Genomic DNA, 17,654 nt, shown 5'->3' on the forward strand with positions numbered 1-17,654 from the left:
CAAAATGGCAAGTTCAAACTTTATAGATTACGTTAAAATCAGTTGCCGCTCGGGAGCGGGGGGAGCCGGCTCACGACATTTCAGAAGAGAAAAATTCGTTGATAAAGGAGGGCCAGACGGTGGCGATGGAGGCCGGGGCGGACACGTGATTCTGAAGGCAAATTCTCAGCACTGGACCCTACTCCATTTGAAGTATAAAAGACATATCCGGGCCGAAAACGGAGAGGCTGGAAGCGGAGCCCGTTGCAACGGAAAGCAAGGAGAAGACGTCATAGTAGAAGTACCGCTCGGTACCATCGCCAAAAACCCCGAAACGGGGGAGATTTTAGCGGAAGTAACCGAGGACGGACAGGAAGTGATTTTGCTCAAAGGCGGTCGGGGCGGATTGGGAAACCACCATTTCAAAACCGCCACCAACCAAACGCCAGAGCACTTTCAGCCGGGAGATCCGTCGCAGGAGGAATGGATTGTGTTGGAATTGAAACTGTTGGCGGATGTAGGTTTGGTAGGATTTCCGAACGCTGGAAAATCAACGTTGCTTTCAACGGTATCGGCGGCGCGACCTGAGATTGCCGATTATCCATTTACAACTTTGGTCCCAAATTTGGGGGTGGTAGGATACCGGGATTATAAGTCGTTTGTAATGGCCGATATTCCAGGGATTATTGAAGGAGCATCGCAGGGTAAAGGATTGGGGTTGAGGTTTTTGAGGCATATTGAGCGAAACTCTATTTTGTTGTTTATGGTCCCCGCAACCAGCGAAAATATCGGTGACGAATATAGAACTTTGTTGAATGAGTTGGAATTGTATGATCCTGCCTTAGTAGAGAAAGAACGATTGTTGGCCATTACAAAAGGTGACTTGATTGACGACGAGACAAAAAAAGAAATGATGAAAACGGTTCCTGGCGATATTCCATACGTGCTTATATCGTCAGTGACCCAAGAAGGAATCAGTGAATTGAAAGATTTAATCTGGAAAACTTTAAATCCTTAGGCAGTTGTGCCGTTAAAAAGCACGTAATAAATATAAATTGAGGCTCTAAAGGATTGAAAAGTTAGTGGCGTTTAAGTAAGTTTAGAAAGTATATATTCCACCAAATACTGAACAAATGAAATTGAACTTTTACCTGAGGAGCCTCTGGCAAAGCTTTGCGTGTATTTTATTTCCTTTGACCATTTTCGCACAGATAAACATCACATTTCCTACCAGTCGAATCGTATTTCAACGTGACAATTTTGGGAACGGTACTATCCACGTCACTGGTCAATATTCCCAGAGTATTGACCGGGTTGAGGTTAGGGTTGTACCCATGAGTCCCGGACAAGGGGAGCAAACGGATTGGCGACTTCTTAAAGACAACCCGCAGGGTGGATTTTACTCTGGTACTATTCAAGTACGGGGAGGCTGGTACGAACTTCAGGTCAGAGGCGTGGTAAATGGCAATGTCATTAGTACGGCCGAATTACAACGTGTGGGAGTGGGGGAAGTGTTTTTAGTGGCGGGCCAATCCAACGCGCAGGGATTTTTTAATTATGGTGCCCCTGGCCCAGGAGATGATCGTGTCAACTGTGTTAATTATCGAAATAACGATAATCAAAATAACTCTTTTCCTAAGCCTGATTTTGTTCGAATGAGCGACAATGGGAATGTGGGCCCCCGAGGGCTTTCTTCGTGGTGCTGGGGACGTTTGGGAGACATGATTGCCAATCGTCTCAATGTACCTGTGTTGTTTTATAATGCCGCATGGGAAGGAACCGCCTCCAAAAACTGGAGTGAAACCGTGGATGGTGGCACTACCAATAGTATCTACATCAATGATACTTATCCGGGAGGGCAACCGTACGGGAATTTGAGGATGTCACTCAATTATTACGCGAGTGTTACTGGAATCAGAGCGGTACTTTGGCACCAAGGTGAGGCAGATAACCTGCTCAACAATTCAGCTGGGACGTACGAATCCAACCTACGCAGAATCATTGAAAAATCCCGACAACATTTTGGTAAAAACGTAGGATGGGTTATTTCGAGGGTATCTTATTATAACGCAAAAGGAAACAATCAGGAGATTATTAATGGTCAAAATCAGGTCGTTTTGGGTGGAAATTCTGTGTACTTCGGACCTTCTACCGATAATATTCAAACCCCCCGTCCTGACGGTTTCCATTTTCAAAACGGGGGTTTGTCGGATTTGGCTGGTGCCTGGAATTCAGCCTTGGACGATAATTTCTTCAATTCTTGTTTTCCTCAAACAGGAACATTTCCGAGCTTTTCGGTTAGCTGTGCTGGTGGAAATCAGTTGAATATCAACGTTCAAGGGCCTTTTTCATCAGTTCAATGGAATAACGGGGCCAATGGCTCATCGGTCAACTTTGGGCCTGGGAATTATCAAGCCACCGTACGAGATGGTGCGGGGAATGTCTATTATACTCCAAATATCAACGTTCCGAATGATTTGCAAAGCGCTCCAATTGCTATTTCAGTAGACGGCAAATTGCCACTTTGCCAAGGCAGTACTGTGGGGCTTATTTCGAGTGGGGCGACAGGAAATCAGTGGAATACGGGTTCAACGAATCAACGTATAGAAGTATCGGCTTCGGGGACTTATTCTGTTTCTACCCAAAACTTATACGGTTGCAAAGGCTCCGCGAGCATCAATGTTACGTCTTTTTCGTCTCCTTTGCCCTCGAAGCCAACCATCGCAGCGTCTGGGTCTCTTACTTTTTGTCAGGGTGAGTCGGTTAATCTTACGGCTACCTCGGCCGCAGAATATCGCTGGTCTACAGGCGACAGAGGACAGGTCGTAACGGCTCGCAGCAGTGGTATATACGAGGTTCGTGTGCTAGATGACAAAGGCTGTACTTCTGAGCCAACAAGCGTGAGTGTACAGGTCAATGCGCCACCTGCTGCTCCTACCATTAGTGCTTCGGGAAACACGTCATTTTGCCAAGGAGGACGCGTAACGCTATCTTCCAATTATGAATCTGGCAATATTTGGAGTTCAGGCCAACAAGCAAAAAACATTGAAGTAACAACCTCAGGGACCTATAATGTGCGCTTTCGGGATGCCAATGGCTGCGACGGAATATCGAATAATATTACAGTAACGGTCAATCCGTTGCCATCAGCGCCCATCATAACACCCGAAAGACCAGTAGTCTTTTGCGACGGCGACAGCACCATTTTAACTTCGAGCAGTTCGGCGCAGTACAATTGGAACAACGGAGCGCGTAGCCGTCGTATCAACATTCTAAAAGCGGGTAGTTTCTCATTGACCGTTACCGATGCCAACGGCTGTACCTCGCCAGGTTCGGAAGTGGTTACTGTAAAAGTCAATACCTTGCCCGCTCCACCGACCATCACTGCCGACCGCAATACCACCATTTGTGAAAATGAAGTAGTTACCCTTACATCGTCTGATCAAACAGGATACATTTGGAGTAATGGACAAAATACAAAAAGTGTGACGGTCAATCTTCCAGGGCGATACTCGGTCAGAACGGTTGACGCCAACAGGTGTCAGTCGCCTTCTTCCAACAACATTTCGATAACGGTAAATGCATTGCCCGCTAAACCAATCATTACGGCTCTTGGACCAACCACTTTTTGTCAGGGGGGACAAGTTTCGCTAAGGACCAATTATAGTACTGGCATTGCGTGGAGTAATTTTCAAAATAGCCAAACAATTACGGCAACTACTGGGGGGAATTATAACGTAAGTTACGTAGATAATAATGGCTGCCGCTCGGTTTCGGATGCGTTTCCAGTCAGGGTCAATCCTCTACCCGCCGCGCCGACGGTGGTCAATGAACGACCGACCACTTTTTGTGAAACCGACAATACAGTGTTGACGATTACGTCGGGAGGTAATATTTTTGAATGGAGCAATGGCGAACGGGGAAGAAGTATCAGGGTGTATAGTGCGGGCAGTATTTCGGCTACTATTTTTGAGCCTTCTACGGGATGTACCTCTCCCGCATCGGCTCCTATTCGGATTGTGGTTAACCCCAACCCAGGACGGCCTACGATTGCGGTAGGAGGACCTACGACCATTTGTGCGGACCAAAATGTAACCTTGACCGCACCCGATGCGAGCGCCTATCAATGGTCCAACAACGCCAATACCAAAAGTGTAGCTGTTAATTTGGCAGGAAATTATACCTTGATCGTTCGGAATCAATTTGGCTGCCCTTCACCCGCTTCTGAACCCATAAACGTGCGAGTAAATCAGCTCCCTCCCATTCCATCCATTATTTCAGAAGGGCGTCTTACCTTTTGCGACGGCGATCAGGTAGGACTTCGAGTAGAAACAAATTATGATGTATTGTGGAACACGGGCGAATCAGGTAAGCGGATTGTTGCCGCTAAATCAGGGAATTATGCGGCCCGCGTCCGGGACGAAATCGGTTGTTTATCCCCGTTTACAGGGCCGACAAGGGTTGATGTAAAAACCCTTCCGCTGACTCCAGTCATTGAAAAAATAGGAGTTTATACACTCCAAGTTTCCAATCCAACTGCTTCTGCGGTATATGCGTGGAAATCTGGTAGCCAAACTTTGGGGGAGATAAAATCAGTGATAAGGGTAAATCAATCAGGAATGTTTACCGTGACCGCATCTGTGCAACACAGCTCAACATTGACGTGCGTTTCAAAGACGTCTTCTGTGTTTGATTTTATTCTGGAGGCCGATAATAATGGCATAGCAGTGTATCCAAATCCTTCGTTGGATGGAAAAGTAATAGTCGAAACCCAGGAGATTCTCAAAAATGCCACCTTAATTGTGTACGATTTGATGGGAAGGCCGATACAAATCATCAATGTGCCGTCTTTTGATAATCAAAAGCTATTTGATTTTAGCGCTTTGCCAGTAGGTGTTTATGTAATACACGTTGAAAGTCAAGGTTTTAGGAGAAATAAAAAACTGATAATTGTTCAATAATGAGAGTATTTGGTTTGATTGGGTATCCATTGACCCATTCTTTTTCTAAAAAATATTTTACGGAAAAATTTGAAAAAGAAGGGATTGAAAACAGCCGTTATGAGCTACTTGAGCTCTCCGATTATCATAATTTTCCTGAATTGATTAAGGCAAATCCTGGCTTGTCGGGGTTGAATGTAACCATCCCGCATAAGCAAAATATCATCCCTTTTTTGGATGAACTCGACGCGGCCTCGGCGGCGCGAATCGGTGCGGTCAATACGATTAAATTCCTTCCTGATGGCAAATTAAAAGGCTATAATACTGATTATTATGGATTCCGAATTTCGTTGGAACAATGGCTGGAGAGTTTAAAAATCGTTCCCAATCAATTGAAATCCTTGGTGTTGGGCAATGGCGGGGCGGCAAAAGCCGTCTTGGCCGCGCTGAAAGACCTCCAGATTGAGTACACCATTGTTTCCCGACAACCAGAACATCAGTCTGCCGCCATTTCTTACCATGATTTAACAGCGGATGTCATTGCTCAACACTTGCTGATTATCAATACCTCTCCCGTAGGCACCTATCCCAAGACTGAGGAATGCCCCGCTATTCCGTATGACCTGCTGGGGGCAAATCATTTACTGTACGACTTAGTATACAATCCAGCCGAAACGCTTTTCCTGAAAAAAGGCAAAGAGCAGGGGGCCCAAATTCATAACGGTCTGCCAATGCTTCAATTACAGGCTGAAAAAGCCTGGGAAATCTGGAATAGCTAAAAAAACTAGAAACACTATGCTTCGTCGTCGAGAATTTCTCCAACTTTCGGTTGGATTACTGGCTTTTGGATGCCAAAAACCTGCGGCCAAATCCGCCAAAAATCTACGTTTTGCCGTGGCGTCTGACGGGCATTATGGGCAGCCCAAAACGAATTTTAAGCTTTACCACGAAAATATTATCAAGAATCTGCAAAAAGAACATGCCGAAAGGCGGCTCGATTTTGTGGTTTTTAACGGAGATTTATTTCACGACAACGTAGCGTTTTTGCCCGACGTAAAGAAAGTTTTTGAGAGCCTTGGGCTTCCTTATTACGTGACCCGCGGCAACCACGATCACGTAACACCCGAGCAATGGCGCGCTACTTGGGGCTACGACCTCAATCATGCGGTTGAAATAGGGAAAAACGCCATCATTCTGGCCGACACGTCCAACATAAAAGGCGAATACCTTTGCCCCGATATTCCGTGGATAGACAAGCAGTTGGCGGGGTTTGCCAAGAAGGAAAATGTGTTTTTGTTTATGCATATTCCCGCTAAAATGTGGTCTGAACACGGCACTGAATGCCCCGAATTAGAAAAAATGCTTGGAAAATACCCCAACTTGAAAGCCATGTTTCACGGGCACGACCATGCCATTGATATGGGAAAAACCACTTCAAAACCCGCGTTTTTTGATGGTCATTATGGCGGAAATTGGGGCGTATCCTACCGTGGCTACCGAATTGTGGAGACGCAGGCCGACAATAAATGCTACACGTACCAGTTCAATCCAGAGGCCCAAATCAAAGTAAATGAGCAGGTATTTTGAGGAAAGGTTGAAACAAAGCAGAAATGTAGCGTGTTATATATACGTTCGTTGTAATTTTGCAACGAAACGATTCTTTTCAACGAACGCGTAATTCTGCTCCAACAGCATGAAGACCTTCCACATACCTGATTTTTACCGTAGTCGAATTATTACGCCCATCAAAGAGCTGCGTCGAAAAAACGATAAGCTTAAACGCGATTTTTCGCCAACGGTGCTTGATTTTGGCCCCGTAAAGTTTCTGATTGCACGGCACTTTGGGTTTTGTTATGGTGTCGAAAATGCCATCGAAATTGCTTACAAAGCGATTGCTGATAATCCAGGCAAGCGTATTTTTTTGTTGAGTGAAATGATTCACAATCCCGACGTAAATCGGGACTTATTAGAAAGAGGGGTTAGGTTTTTGATGGAAACCACTGGGCGGCAGATTATCCCGTGGGAAGAACTACGCCCCGAAGATATTGTGATTGTGCCGGCATTTGGAACCACCGTCGAAATCCAAAATCGGTTGAGACTGTTGGGAATAGATGCTTACCAATACGACACTACCTGCCCCTTTGTAGAAAAAGTGTGGAATCGGGCCACCCAAATTGGTCAGAAAAACTATACCATCGTTGTCCACGGAAAACCACTGCACGAAGAAACCCGGGCGACGTTTTCGCACAGCAAAGAAAATGCCCCAACAGTGGTGCTTAAAAACCTGAAACAGGCCGAACGATTGGCGCGATACATTACGGGAGAGGGGTCGAAAGAAGATTTTTTCGAAGAATTTAGGGGGCAATATTCGGTAGGGTTTGATCCCGAGCAGGATTTGCAACGCATAGGTGTGGTTAATCAAACCACGATGTTGGCCTCTGATACACAGGGTATTGCCGATTACCTAAAAGGGGTAATGATACAGCACTACCAACTGGCACCTCAGCAAGTGGAAGAGCATTTTGCCAACACCCGTGACACGCTCTGCTACGCAACCAATGATAACCAAGACGCAACCTACGCTTTACTGCAACACGAAGCCGATTTTGTACTGGTGGCGGGTGGTTACAACAGCTCCAATACGTCGCACATTGTAGAATTGTGCGAACAAAAACAGCCGACCTACTTTATTGAATCAGAAAATAAAATACTCAGTAACGCCCTCATTAAGCACTATAATCTCCATAAAAAAAAGGAGGAAGTGACCGAAAATTTTATCCCTCAAAAGGAGCAAGTTACGGTGATGCTTACCTGCGGCGCTTCGTGTCCTGATGCGATTATCGAAGGAGTTTTAACTAGAATAGTGTCGTTCTTTCCCGAAGCAAAGCCCATCGAAGAGGTGCTGCAAAAGTTGGGATAGACGGGCGTTTTTCGTTCGTCAAAGCACATTAAGAACAAAATGGAGGTAAAAAACACCTCCACGATAAAAGATATAAACAAAATTGCCCCGCTTTTCTGGCGGGGCAATTTTGCTATACAGCGTATTCTTCGACTTTGGATAAGAAATCCTGATACGTAATTCGGATTCCTTCTTCGAGGTCGTATTTATGTTTCCAACCCATACTGTGCAATCGGCCCACATCCATGAGTTTGCGGGGTGTGCCGTCGGGTTTGTCGGTATTCCAGTGCAATGCACCTTCATAGCCTACGGTTTCTTTGATAAGCTCGGCGAGGTTTTTGATGGTAATATCTTCACCTACACCGATGTTTACAAACTGTTCACCATCGTAGGTTTTCATCAGGTAGACGCAGGCGTCGGCCAAATCATCGGCGTGTAAAAACTCCCGAAGCGGTGAGCCTGTTCCCCACAATTCAACGAAAGGCTTACCTTCTACCTTGGCTTCGTGAAACTTCCGAATCATGGCAGGCAGCACGTGCGAGTTGTTGAGGTCGTAGTTGTCGTTGGGCCCGTAGAGGTTTGTTGGCATGGCCGAAATAAAATTACAGCCGTACTGTTTGCGATAACTCTCGCACATCTTGATGCCCGTAATCTTCGCGATGGCGTAGGGCTCATTGGTGTATTCAAGCGGCCCAGTCAACAAGTAATCCTCTTTGAGGGGTTGGGGAGCCATTTTAGGATAAATACACGACGAACCCAAAAACATCAGTTTTTTCACCCCAGTAAGGTATGAATTGTGGATGATGTTATTTTGAATCTGTAAATTATCGTACAAAAACTCAGCACGATAGACGTTGTTGGCCATGATGCCACCTACCTTTGCCGCCGCCAAAAAGACGTAGTCGGGGCGTTCGGTCTCGAAAAATTCACTTACAGCTTGTTGATTACGCAAATCCAGTTCACGTGAGGTGCGAACTACTATATTTTCATAACGTTCGGCTTGCAAGCGTCGTACAAGCGCCGAGCCCACCATTCCTCGGTGACCGGCAACATATATTTTAGCAGTGCTCTCCATTCCACAAAGTTAAACCATTTTGGTAAAAAACAGAGGTGATTGCCTAAAAAATGACATCCGTTTAGAGCTCAAACCAAATCCGAAACTGCGCGGCTTTGTCTTTGCTGATGATAATTTCTTCTTTGACGGGCACGGTAAGCGACAATTCTATTTTGCCCGAATAATGCGTTCGATAGCTTTCTAGCGCTTCTTTTCTGACGATGTATTGCCGGTTGGCCCGTATAAATTGGGTAGGGTCGAGTAGGTCTTCGATTTCATCGAGTGATTGATAATCCGTAATCAAGCGCTGATTATCGGTGGTGACGAGCCAAATGACTTCTTCCCTCACAAAATAAGCTACCCGCGTTTCGGGGACGGCAACCACCGCTCGCTGGTAATGAGCCGTAAAGCGATGCTTATATTGTTTTGCGGCTCGATGTTCTAAATCATGAAGTAAATCCCGTAATTGATGAGAGAAAACTTCTTTATCTGGCGTGTTTTGCCAGCGACTAAATTTTTCAAAAGCAGACTTAAGGTATTCTTTATCAATGGGTTTTAGTAAATAATCAATGCTGTTGACCTTAAAAGCCCGAATGGCGTATTCGTCATAAGCGGTGGTAAATATAATGGGACAGGATACCTTCAACTCATGAAAAATATCAAAGCTAACGCCGTCGGCCAATTGAATATCGGCCAGAATAAGGTCAGGTTCGGCGTTTTGTTTAAACCAGTTTAATGCCGCTTCTACACTGACCAGCGGTCCTAAGAGGGTTGCCTGTGGTAGGAGCTCTCGGACCAGTTTTTCCAGATTTTTGGCTACCAACGGCTCATCTTCAAGCATTAATATTTGCATACTTCGGGTTTTAAAGGAGTTTTAAAAGAAGTAGGAAGTACGAATTACGAAGTATTAACTTCACCCCTACCTCTTACTTTTCATCTCTTGTGTTCACTCAGACAATCAAAGGTATATACGCAACAAATTTTCCGTTGTGGATGACGGTCTCAAAAGGCGTATCAGTCAGGAATTTATACAAGTTTTTGAGGTTTTGCAGTCCCTGACCATTGGAGGTCTCCACCTGTTTTTTGGGTTGAATATTATTTTCAACTTTTAGATACTGGTCATCGGAACAAATCCGGATGGTGAGCGGGTGAACCGCGCTGACGATATTATGTTTGAGGGCATTTTCAATCAAAATTTGGAGTGTAACGGGCGTTATTTTTTTTTCAAGACTTTCGTCCGAAATCTGAAAATCAATCGTCAGAGAGGTCTCAAAACGTGTTTGAAGCAAAAAAACGTAGTTTTTTATAAAATCAATCTCGGTATAAAGTGGTACTAATCCTTTTTCTTTATGTTGTAAAACATACCTAAATACCTTCGAAAGCTGCTGTAAAAACTGCCGCGCTAAGTCGGGGTTTTCTTGAATCAGGCTGTCCAAAGAGGTCAGGCTGTTGAACAAAAAATGAGGATTCAACTGGTTTTTTAAATTATCAAATTGTACTTGTGATTTTTCTTTTTCGAGGAGAATGGCACGGGTGGCATTTTCGCGCCATTTATGAAATAAATAATCGGAAAGGTGCAGCACGTTGATGAGCAATACGACCAGAAATTGGGCGAAATACCCCGCCACTTTGGCTAAATCGGTGTACTGTTGGGCAATCAGTGAACTGAAAGGGAAAAGGGACATCACCCATGAAACAGTAACTCCCGATACTACCAAAACAAAAACGAAGGTGAGTAATACCTGCGGAATCATGCGCATGATGATGCCATTTTCGTAGGGGAAAAAGGAGTCGAAAAAATGATGGAGTTTACTGAAAAAAAACCATGAGATAACCATGACCGAACCTGAGATAAGGGCGAGAAAGAGATTGGCCTGCCACGGGATTTTAAAAACGTACCACCGCATCAGAAAGGCGCACACAATCAGAAATGTGATGACAACGATGAAGATTCGCGTTTTGGACGCAAGCGGATTTGACATACTTTGATTTTTTATCAAAGAAAGATAGTGAAACAGGATTGTCCAATTTTTAATGTTTGAAACCGTCAAAAACCCATAAGAAACGGAAATAAAACCGATTGACTGCTATCTTTGCGTTGAATGTCGGAGAAAGGAAAACGGAGAGAAAGGAACGAGAAAAAAAGCAAATCGAAAATTAGTAACCACAAATCGACACTGGAACAATGGCTCTTATAAAATCTGTGCGCGGCGCAACTCCCCAATACGGTCCTAACTGTTGGTTTGCCGACAACGCCACCGTTGTGGGTGAAGTTATCATGGGGGATTATTGCACAGTTTGGTTCAATGCCGTGGTGCGCGGCGATGTAAATACTATTCAAATGGGCGATTACGTCAATATTCAAGACGGCGCCGTGATTCATTGTACCTATCAAAAAACCAAAACCATCATCGGCAACCACGTTTCTATTGCTCACAACGCCATTGTCCACGGGTGTACCATCGAAGATAAAGTGCTGATTGGGATGGGGGCCATCGTGATGGATGGTGTACACGTTGGAACAGGCTCAATCATTGCCGCTGGGGCGGTAGTAACCCAAGGGAAAACGATTCCGCCAGGTACGATTTGGGCGGGTAATCCTGCCAAATACCTCAAAGACGTAACGCCCGACTTGGGTGAGGTGTTTATGCGCACCGCCAACAATTATGTGATGTACGCGGGGTGGTTTAAGGAGGAAGATACTATCTGAAAACTTTTTCTAAAGCCGCTTCAAATCCCTCGAAAATCACCGATTGAGCGGGAGATTGGTCATAAATGCCACCCAATTGGTATTGGCCGTTTTCGAGATAATAGACCTGTATCGCTTTTTCGCTCGGGATGGCAATCCAGTATTCACGTACCCCTGCTTTTTCGTACCAGTTAAACTTTTCGTTGAAGTCTTTTTTATACGTTGATGTCGAAGTGATTTCTACAATCAAATCGGGAGCACCTAGACAACCGTCTTCATCCAATTTGGATTCATCACAAATCACACAAATATCAGGCTGCACTACGGTATAGATTTTCTCAGGGAAACGATCATTTCCAATGGGTAAACGTACATCGAATGGCGCTTCAAAGATGGTGCACAATTTCCCCTCAAAATGCTTATTCAGCAGGAAAGATAGTTTATTTGATACCCATTGATGCGCCATTTTCGGAGCAGGCGACATTCGGTAGATTTTCCCTTTGATAATTTCTACCTGCTCATCAAATCGCCATTTCAGGTAATCAGCGTAGGTATACGTACCGTTGGGGTCAAGCGAATGGATGTCAGTAATCATTGCGTTAGTTTTTAACAAAATTACCGTATTTCCGGGAAGATATTGTAATTTTCAGCGTTAAAAACACTCTTTCTTAATCGCTATGTCCCAACGTCAGACTTCCTTACAACCGCCTAAAGCCCCCAAGATTCCGCACCGATTTGAATTACACAATGATGTCAGAACCGACGATTATTATTGGCTTCGCGAGCGTGAAAGCGCGCAGGTAATCGACTACCTGAATGCTGAAAATGCTTACACGGAAGCCGTTTTGGCGCCCGTCAGTGAGCTGCGGGAGAAATTGTTTTTGGAAATGAAGGCCCGTATCAAAGAAGAAGATGAATCGGTGCCGTATAAAATTGGGAATTACTATTATTATTATCGCTACGAACACGGCGGCGAGTACCCCGTGTATTGCCGTAAGCGAGAATCGTTGGCCGCAGCGGAAGAGATTATGCTCAATATCAACGAATTGGCCAAGGGCTATTCGTACTATAACGCCACCTTTCCTGAAATTGCTGACAATGAGGAAATTGCGGCTTTTGGCGAAGATACCGTCAGCCGTAGGCTATACACGTTGAAATTTAAAAACCTTACTACGGGCGAGATGTATCCCGATGCTGTACCCGACACCGAAGGAGGAAACTACGCGTGGGCGGCCGATAATCAAACGATTTTTTATATTAGAAAACACACCGCTACGCTCCTGGGATTTCAGGTTTGGCGGCATCGGCTCGGTACTGATGTGAGTGAAGATGTATTGGTGTATGAAGAGTCGGACGACCAGTTTTATCTAGGGCTGTTTCGGATGAAATCCAAAAAGTACATTGCCATTGTATCGGATCAAAATGGGGTTTCGACCGAGTATCAACTCTTAAAAGCTGACGAGCCTGCGGGGGCGTGCGTTTCATTTTTTCCGCGCCAACGCGGTCACGAATATTTTATAGAGCATTTAGACGAGGCCTTTTATGTCCGCACCAACCTCGGTGGGGCCACTAATTTTAAGCTGATGTCGGTGTCAGAAACTCACCATGGAGATTTAACACAATGGCGTGAGCTCATCGCGCACCGGCCCGATGTGTATCTGGAAGGGCTAGAGGCTTTTCAGCATCATTTGGTATTGCAGGAAAGGGGCGAAGGTTTGTTGAAAATTCGTATTATCAACCAAAAAACAAAGGCCGAGCATTATCTAAACTTTGGAGAACCTGCTTATACGGCTTATTTGAGCAATAATCCTGATTTTAATACCACCGTCTTACGCTACGGTTATACGTCGCTCACGACCCCCAATAGTACGTTTGACTACGACATGGATTCTCAAGCGCGTGTTTTGCTCAAACAGCAGGAAGTGTTGGGTGATTTTAACAAAGAAGATTACCAAACCGAACGGCTTTTTGCCACCGCTCGCGACGGGGCCTTGATTCCGATGTCAATTGTGTATAAAAAAGGCTTTCAAAAAGACGGAAAAGCGCCACTCTTGCAATATTCCTACGGCTCCTACGGCTATTCTATGGACCCGACGTTCAGCGCGGGGCGTTTGAGTTTGTTGAACCGAGGATTTGCGTTTGCCATTGCGCACATTCGCGGCGGGCATGAAATGGGCCGGGCGTGGTACGAAAGCGGTAAAATGCTCCAAAAGAAAAATACTTTTACCGATTTTATTGATTGCTCAGAGTACTTAATTCAATCCAAGTGGACGTCACCCGAAGGGCTTTTTGCCATGGGCGGCAGTGCGGGCGGACTATTGATGGGGGCGGTGGTCAACATGGCTCCGCAATTGTACAAAGGGGTGGTGGCGCAGGTGCCTTTTGTGGATGTGGTCACCACCATGCTCGACGAAACCATCCCACTCACCACGGGCGAATACGAAGAATGGGGTAACCCCAATGAAAAAATCTACTACGACTACATGAAATCCTACAGTCCCTACGATAATGTAGTGGCGCAGGATTATCCCAATATGTTGGTGACAACGGGCCTGCACGACTCTCAGGTGCAGTATTGGGAACCCGCCAAGTGGATTGCGAAGTTGCGCGAACTCAAAACCGATGAGCATCAACTCCTGCTTCACTGCGACATGGAAGCGGGCCACGGCGGTGCATCGGGGCGGTTCAAGCGCTTGAAAGACATTGCATTGGAATACGCCTTTATGTTGAATTTGCTGGGAATAAGGGAGTAAAATCCTACAGATGTTACGCATCTCGGAGGCGCAACATTTGTCAAAATTTTATACGCGTCATTTCTCTTTCCCCCAAATCGCCAGCGCTATGCGCAGTTTATAGTATTCATATTGGCCTTCCAGTTGCTCAAACAATGGTTTTAGCGCTGCGCCGGGCGTTACTTGGAGTAGGTCGGCGGCTTCGGTGATGGTGCGGTATTCATTTTTGGTCAGGTACTGCCATACGTCTACTTCGTAGCCATCTTCGTACAGCTTGGCCAAGTGCGAATAGACCGTCAGTTCGTTCAGGTTTCGGCGTTGGGCAATCTGACTCGGGGTCAATCCCTGTTTATACAAATCGTGGGTTTCGATGTAAGTCATGCCGTTGACGATGCGCGTACCTGGCTGGGTTTTGGAACGGGCGTATTCCAGAATCTCATTGATAAACGCTTCGCCGTAATGTGCAAGTTTTGTTTGTATCATGCCCGAAATCTGTAACATCTGAATACGGTTTATAGGACGTTTTTCGGCCATGTCTGATAAGGTAGCATCCGAAAATATCATAGTAGGAGGAATGTTATTTTCGTCCGATAAGCGTTTACGTACTTTGCGTAGTCGCTCAAACAGTTCATCACGAATAACCTCCTTCTTGGTCTTCACGGGCTCAGCGGTTTCTTCTTGACGCTTCCGTTTTTCTTCGTACGATTCAAACCGCACCAACTGCACCTTGCGCTCTCCGCGCAGTACTTGCCACGAAGTTTCGTTGAGCTTTAGTGAGTGTGCTTCGTCGTAGGCCACATCCATCACGCCCGAGTTGAGCATTTGGGTGAGGTAGTCGGCCCATTCTTCGGCGCGCAGCTCGCGGCCTGCGCCAAAAGTCTTGATGCGGTCGTAGCCGCGCTCGGTCACGTTGCGGTTGTGGGAGCCGCGCAGTACGTCGATCAACAGACCCATCGCAATTCTCTGGTCCGTACGCGCAATGGCCGACAGTGCTTTTTGGGCGGGCAGTGTTGCGTCAAATTTGGAGCGGGGATTGCGGCATACATCACAGTTGCCACAATCGCGGTCGACAGCTTCGTTGAAATAACTCAATAAAATGCGCCGCCGACAGTGGTCTGCCTCGGCGTATTGCTTCATGCGGTCGAGTTTGGCAAACTGAATGTCTTTGAGGTGTTGTGGCAATTCCGAACTTGCAATCATGTCGCGGCGCATCATCCAATCGGCAAAACTATAAAACAGCATCGTGTCGGATTTAAGTCCGTCGCGGCCCGCGCGGCCAATTTCTTGGTAAAAACTTTCGACGTTGCTGGGCATGTTGTAGTGCATAATCCAGCGTACGTTCGATTTATCAATCCCCATTCCAAAAGCGATGGTGGCGACCATGATTTGTATATCGTCGCGCAGAAAATCATCTTGCACTTTGGAGCGTTCTTCGGCAGGGAGTTTGGCGTGATAATGCCGTGCATTGATGCCCTTTGCGCGCAGTTTTTGGGCAATGTCTTCGGTGGTTTTGCGGGCCAAGCAGTAGATAATGCCCGATTGATTGGGGTGGTCGTTGATAAATTGCTCAATAACCTTGATGCGATTGCGTCCGGGAAGTACATTGAGCGAAAGGTTGGGGCGGTCAAACGAGGCCTCAAACACTCGCGCTTCCGGAATGCCCAATTGTTTCAGCACATCCCGCCGCGTCACGCGGTCGGCGGTGGCCGTTAGCGCCACCATGGGCACGTCGGGAAACGCCGCTTTTAGAATGTGTAGCTGCGTGTATTCTGGACGAAAATCGTGCCCCCACACCGATACGCAGTGAGATTCGTCAATGGCAAACAGATTGATTTTCAATGACCTGATGAAGTCCAGCGAACCAGAGGCAAAAAGTTTCTCTGGCGCAATATAGAGCAGTTTCAGCTCGCCCGCGTGGCATTGCTTTTCGATGGCGTATTGCTCCGCTGTACTCTGCGTACTGTTTAGAAAAGCGGCCTCAATGCCGTTGGCGCGGAGGGCTTGGACTTGGTCTTTCATGAGGGCAATCAACGGCGATATCACTAGTGTGATGCCCTCTTTCATTAAGGCGGGGACTTGAAAACACACAGATTTGCCACCGCCCGTAGGCATCAGCACCATGCAGTCGTTTCCTGCCGCTATCCAATCAATGATTTCGGATTGTAACGGCCTAAAGGTATCGTATCCAAAGTATTGTTTTAAAATCTGTTCTTTACTGAGCAACATCAGACTATCTACTTTTTGTGGTTTATGCGGTTCTAGCCCTTTCTCGTATCTCTCGTTTCAGGCGTTCCTACAGCTTAGACGCTATTACTTATTTTATGGTACGGCAAGTAAGGGAAAAGTTGCCTAAAATTGGGTAATTATTCCAAAACCTTTATCCCTTTACTTAAGATGAAAACCTATTTTATGGCCTTTGCAACGCTGTTGTGGGGGTATACCGCACTTGCTCAAAAAGTAGCTCTCGTAAGCCTGGAAGACCGCCGTTCTCTCAGTAATTCTTACTTCGGAAACCGTTGTGAAATTGAAATTAAAACGACTGGCGACGAAGTACGTAAATACAAATACGTCAGAATTAAAAGTCTCGCCAAGGCGATTGATAGTGAAGGCGTTGAGCTTCTGACTGATAAACAAGACCGGGCTGATTATGCCGAAATTGGGGACGAAAAGCTTAAAATTGAACTTAAAAATCCGCTGCGTAAAGCAACCTCTATCAAAGAAGTTTCGGGGACGTTGGATTTGTATAATCCTACCGAAGCCAACGGCGCGATTGTAAAAGTGGCCAATTTTCAGGCAAAGCCCAACGTTAATTTATTGCCTAAAAAAGCACCGCTGTCCATTACGTTTTTTACCAAAGAGTCGGTCGAAAAAATGGCCAAAGAACAAAAAGCGGAGCGTGATGCCAAAATGAAACAGCTCGACCCCGCTGCGCGCGAAATCGCCGCTGGACTCATGGCCTTGGTGGAGGGATTTGGGGCAGGTATGGCTGGCGAAAATGAACTTTCATTTTACGTAAACGGCGATATTAGCAAACTCGTAGACATCAAAATGGAGGACGAAACGGGTAAAGAAATACGCCGAAGTGGACGCTTTATCTCGGGCGACCACCTGCACACCTACAGCTATGATGAAAAACCAAACCCCAAATGGAGACTCAAAATTCTCATCGAAACCTCTGCTTCCGTTAAGTCCGTGCCATTTAGCCTGAAAGATATTGAATTGCCGTAAGCAAATTGTATTATATATGCCTGTACTGGCTGTTAGATTGTAGACAAAGGTCAGACAACAGTCAGACTGGGTCGCGACACCATGAAGTTATATGGCATGTAAGTAAGGTAATGCTATAATTTACAGGCTATTA

Annotated in this window: 13 protein-coding genes; 8 read left to right on the plus strand and 5 right to left on the minus strand. The window is 45.8% G+C overall.

Going from position 1 to position 17,654, the window contains the following annotated elements:
• Positions 1 to 4: 4 nt before the first annotated feature.
• From obgE to DVG78_RS03370, 5 genes are all read left to right on the plus strand, one after another.
• Positions 5 to 997: a GTPase ObgE gene (gene obgE, locus DVG78_RS03350; RefSeq protein ID WP_114459664.1), complete on the plus strand. Its 993-nt coding sequence runs from the start codon at positions 5 to 7 to the stop codon at positions 995 to 997.
• A 115-nt stretch (positions 998 to 1,112) separates the two neighbouring features.
• Positions 1,113 to 4,940 (plus strand): T9SS type A sorting domain-containing protein, encoded by a 3,828-nt coding sequence (locus DVG78_RS03355; protein WP_114459665.1) that lies wholly within the window; start codon positions 1,113 to 1,115, stop codon positions 4,938 to 4,940.
• Positions 4,940 to 5,698: a shikimate dehydrogenase family protein gene (locus tag DVG78_RS03360; RefSeq protein ID WP_114459666.1), complete on the plus strand. Its 759-nt coding sequence runs from the start codon at positions 4,940 to 4,942 to the stop codon at positions 5,696 to 5,698. The genes DVG78_RS03355 and DVG78_RS03360 overlap by 1 nt, the downstream gene beginning before the upstream one ends.
• 16 nt (positions 5,699 to 5,714) lie before the next feature.
• Positions 5,715 to 6,506, plus strand: coding sequence for a metallophosphoesterase family protein (locus DVG78_RS03365; RefSeq protein WP_114459667.1), 792 nt, complete (start codon positions 5,715 to 5,717; stop codon positions 6,504 to 6,506).
• 106 nt (positions 6,507 to 6,612) lie between these two features.
• Positions 6,613 to 7,839: a 4-hydroxy-3-methylbut-2-enyl diphosphate reductase gene (locus DVG78_RS03370; protein ID WP_114459668.1), complete on the plus strand. Its 1,227-nt coding sequence runs from the start codon at positions 6,613 to 6,615 to the stop codon at positions 7,837 to 7,839.
• A gap of 112 nt (positions 7,840 to 7,951) precedes the next feature.
• Here the strand turns inward: DVG78_RS03370 and fcl are convergent, their stop codons facing one another.
• From fcl to DVG78_RS03385, 3 genes are all read right to left on the minus strand, one after another.
• Complete coding sequence (fcl, locus tag DVG78_RS03375) at positions 7,952 to 8,893, minus strand: GDP-L-fucose synthase (RefSeq protein ID WP_114459669.1); 942 nt, start codon at positions 8,891 to 8,893, stop codon at positions 7,952 to 7,954.
• A 61-nt stretch (positions 8,894 to 8,954) separates the two neighbouring features.
• Entirely contained in the window at positions 8,955 to 9,725 is a 771-nt protein-coding gene (locus DVG78_RS03380) for a LytR/AlgR family response regulator transcription factor (RefSeq protein WP_114459670.1), read from the minus strand.
• 97 nt (positions 9,726 to 9,822) lie between these two features.
• Complete coding sequence (locus tag DVG78_RS03385; protein WP_229598122.1) at positions 9,823 to 10,854, minus strand: sensor histidine kinase; 1,032 nt, start codon at positions 10,852 to 10,854, stop codon at positions 9,823 to 9,825.
• 203 nt (positions 10,855 to 11,057) lie between these two features.
• Between DVG78_RS03385 and DVG78_RS03390 the strand changes: the two genes are divergently transcribed.
• A complete protein-coding gene (locus DVG78_RS03390) occupies positions 11,058 to 11,582 on the plus strand; it encodes a gamma carbonic anhydrase family protein (protein ID WP_114459671.1) in 525 nt (174 codons plus the stop codon).
• On the opposite strand, the gene DVG78_RS03395 is transcribed toward DVG78_RS03390, so the two are convergent.
• Positions 11,575 to 12,156 carry a Uma2 family endonuclease gene (locus DVG78_RS03395; RefSeq protein WP_114459672.1) on the minus strand — a complete coding sequence of 194 codons (582 nt, stop codon included), beginning with the start codon at positions 12,154 to 12,156 and terminating at the stop codon, positions 11,575 to 11,577. The two genes, DVG78_RS03390 and DVG78_RS03395, sit on opposite strands and share 8 nt — an antisense overlap.
• Before the next feature lie 82 nt (positions 12,157 to 12,238).
• On the opposite strand from DVG78_RS03395, the gene DVG78_RS03400 reads away from it, so the two are divergent.
• A complete protein-coding gene (locus DVG78_RS03400) occupies positions 12,239 to 14,314 on the plus strand; it encodes a S9 family peptidase (RefSeq protein ID WP_114459673.1) in 2,076 nt (691 codons plus the stop codon).
• Positions 14,315 to 14,371: 57 nt separating this feature from the next.
• Here the strand turns inward: DVG78_RS03400 and recQ are convergent, their stop codons facing one another.
• Positions 14,372 to 16,519, minus strand: coding sequence for a DNA helicase RecQ (gene recQ / locus DVG78_RS03405; RefSeq protein ID WP_114459674.1), 2,148 nt, complete (start codon positions 16,517 to 16,519; stop codon positions 14,372 to 14,374).
• Between the two features lie 168 nt (positions 16,520 to 16,687).
• Between recQ and DVG78_RS03410 the strand changes: the two genes are divergently transcribed.
• On the plus strand, positions 16,688 to 17,521 hold the full coding sequence (locus DVG78_RS03410) for a hypothetical protein (RefSeq protein ID WP_114459675.1): 834 nt from the start codon (positions 16,688 to 16,690) through the stop codon (positions 17,519 to 17,521).
• Positions 17,522 to 17,654 lie beyond the last annotated feature (133 nt).

The organism is Runella aurantiaca (assembly GCF_003339505.1).
Classification (GTDB): Bacteria; Bacteroidota; Bacteroidia; order Cytophagales; family Spirosomataceae; genus Runella; species Runella aurantiaca.

Bases quoted from the DNA above. Each gene is read 5' to 3' on its own strand.
- obgE (WP_114459664.1), top strand. From the start codon at position 5: ATGGCAAGTTCAAACTTTATAGATTACGTTAAAATCAGTTGCCGCTCG.
- DVG78_RS03355 (WP_114459665.1), top strand. From the start codon at position 1,113: ATGAAATTGAACTTTTACCTGAGGAGCCTCTGGCAAAGCTTTGCGTGT.
- DVG78_RS03360 (WP_114459666.1), top strand. From the start codon at position 4,940: ATGAGAGTATTTGGTTTGATTGGGTATCCATTGACCCATTCTTTTTCT.
- DVG78_RS03365 (WP_114459667.1), top strand. From the start codon at position 5,715: ATGCTTCGTCGTCGAGAATTTCTCCAACTTTCGGTTGGATTACTGGCT.
- DVG78_RS03370 (WP_114459668.1), top strand. From the start codon at position 6,613: ATGAAGACCTTCCACATACCTGATTTTTACCGTAGTCGAATTATTACG.
- fcl (WP_114459669.1), bottom strand. From the start codon at position 8,893: ATGGAGAGCACTGCTAAAATATATGTTGCCGGTCACCGAGGAATGGTG.
- DVG78_RS03380 (WP_114459670.1), bottom strand. From the start codon at position 9,725: ATGCAAATATTAATGCTTGAAGATGAGCCGTTGGTAGCCAAAAATCTG.
- DVG78_RS03385 (WP_229598122.1), bottom strand. From the start codon at position 10,854: ATGTCAAATCCGCTTGCGTCCAAAACGCGAATCTTCATCGTTGTCATC.
- DVG78_RS03390 (WP_114459671.1), top strand. From the start codon at position 11,058: ATGGCTCTTATAAAATCTGTGCGCGGCGCAACTCCCCAATACGGTCCT.
- DVG78_RS03395 (WP_114459672.1), bottom strand. From the start codon at position 12,156: ATGATTACTGACATCCATTCGCTTGACCCCAACGGTACGTATACCTAC.
- DVG78_RS03400 (WP_114459673.1), top strand. From the start codon at position 12,239: ATGTCCCAACGTCAGACTTCCTTACAACCGCCTAAAGCCCCCAAGATT.
- recQ (WP_114459674.1), bottom strand. From the start codon at position 16,519: ATGTTGCTCAGTAAAGAACAGATTTTAAAACAATACTTTGGATACGAT.
- DVG78_RS03410 (WP_114459675.1), top strand. From the start codon at position 16,688: ATGAAAACCTATTTTATGGCCTTTGCAACGCTGTTGTGGGGGTATACC.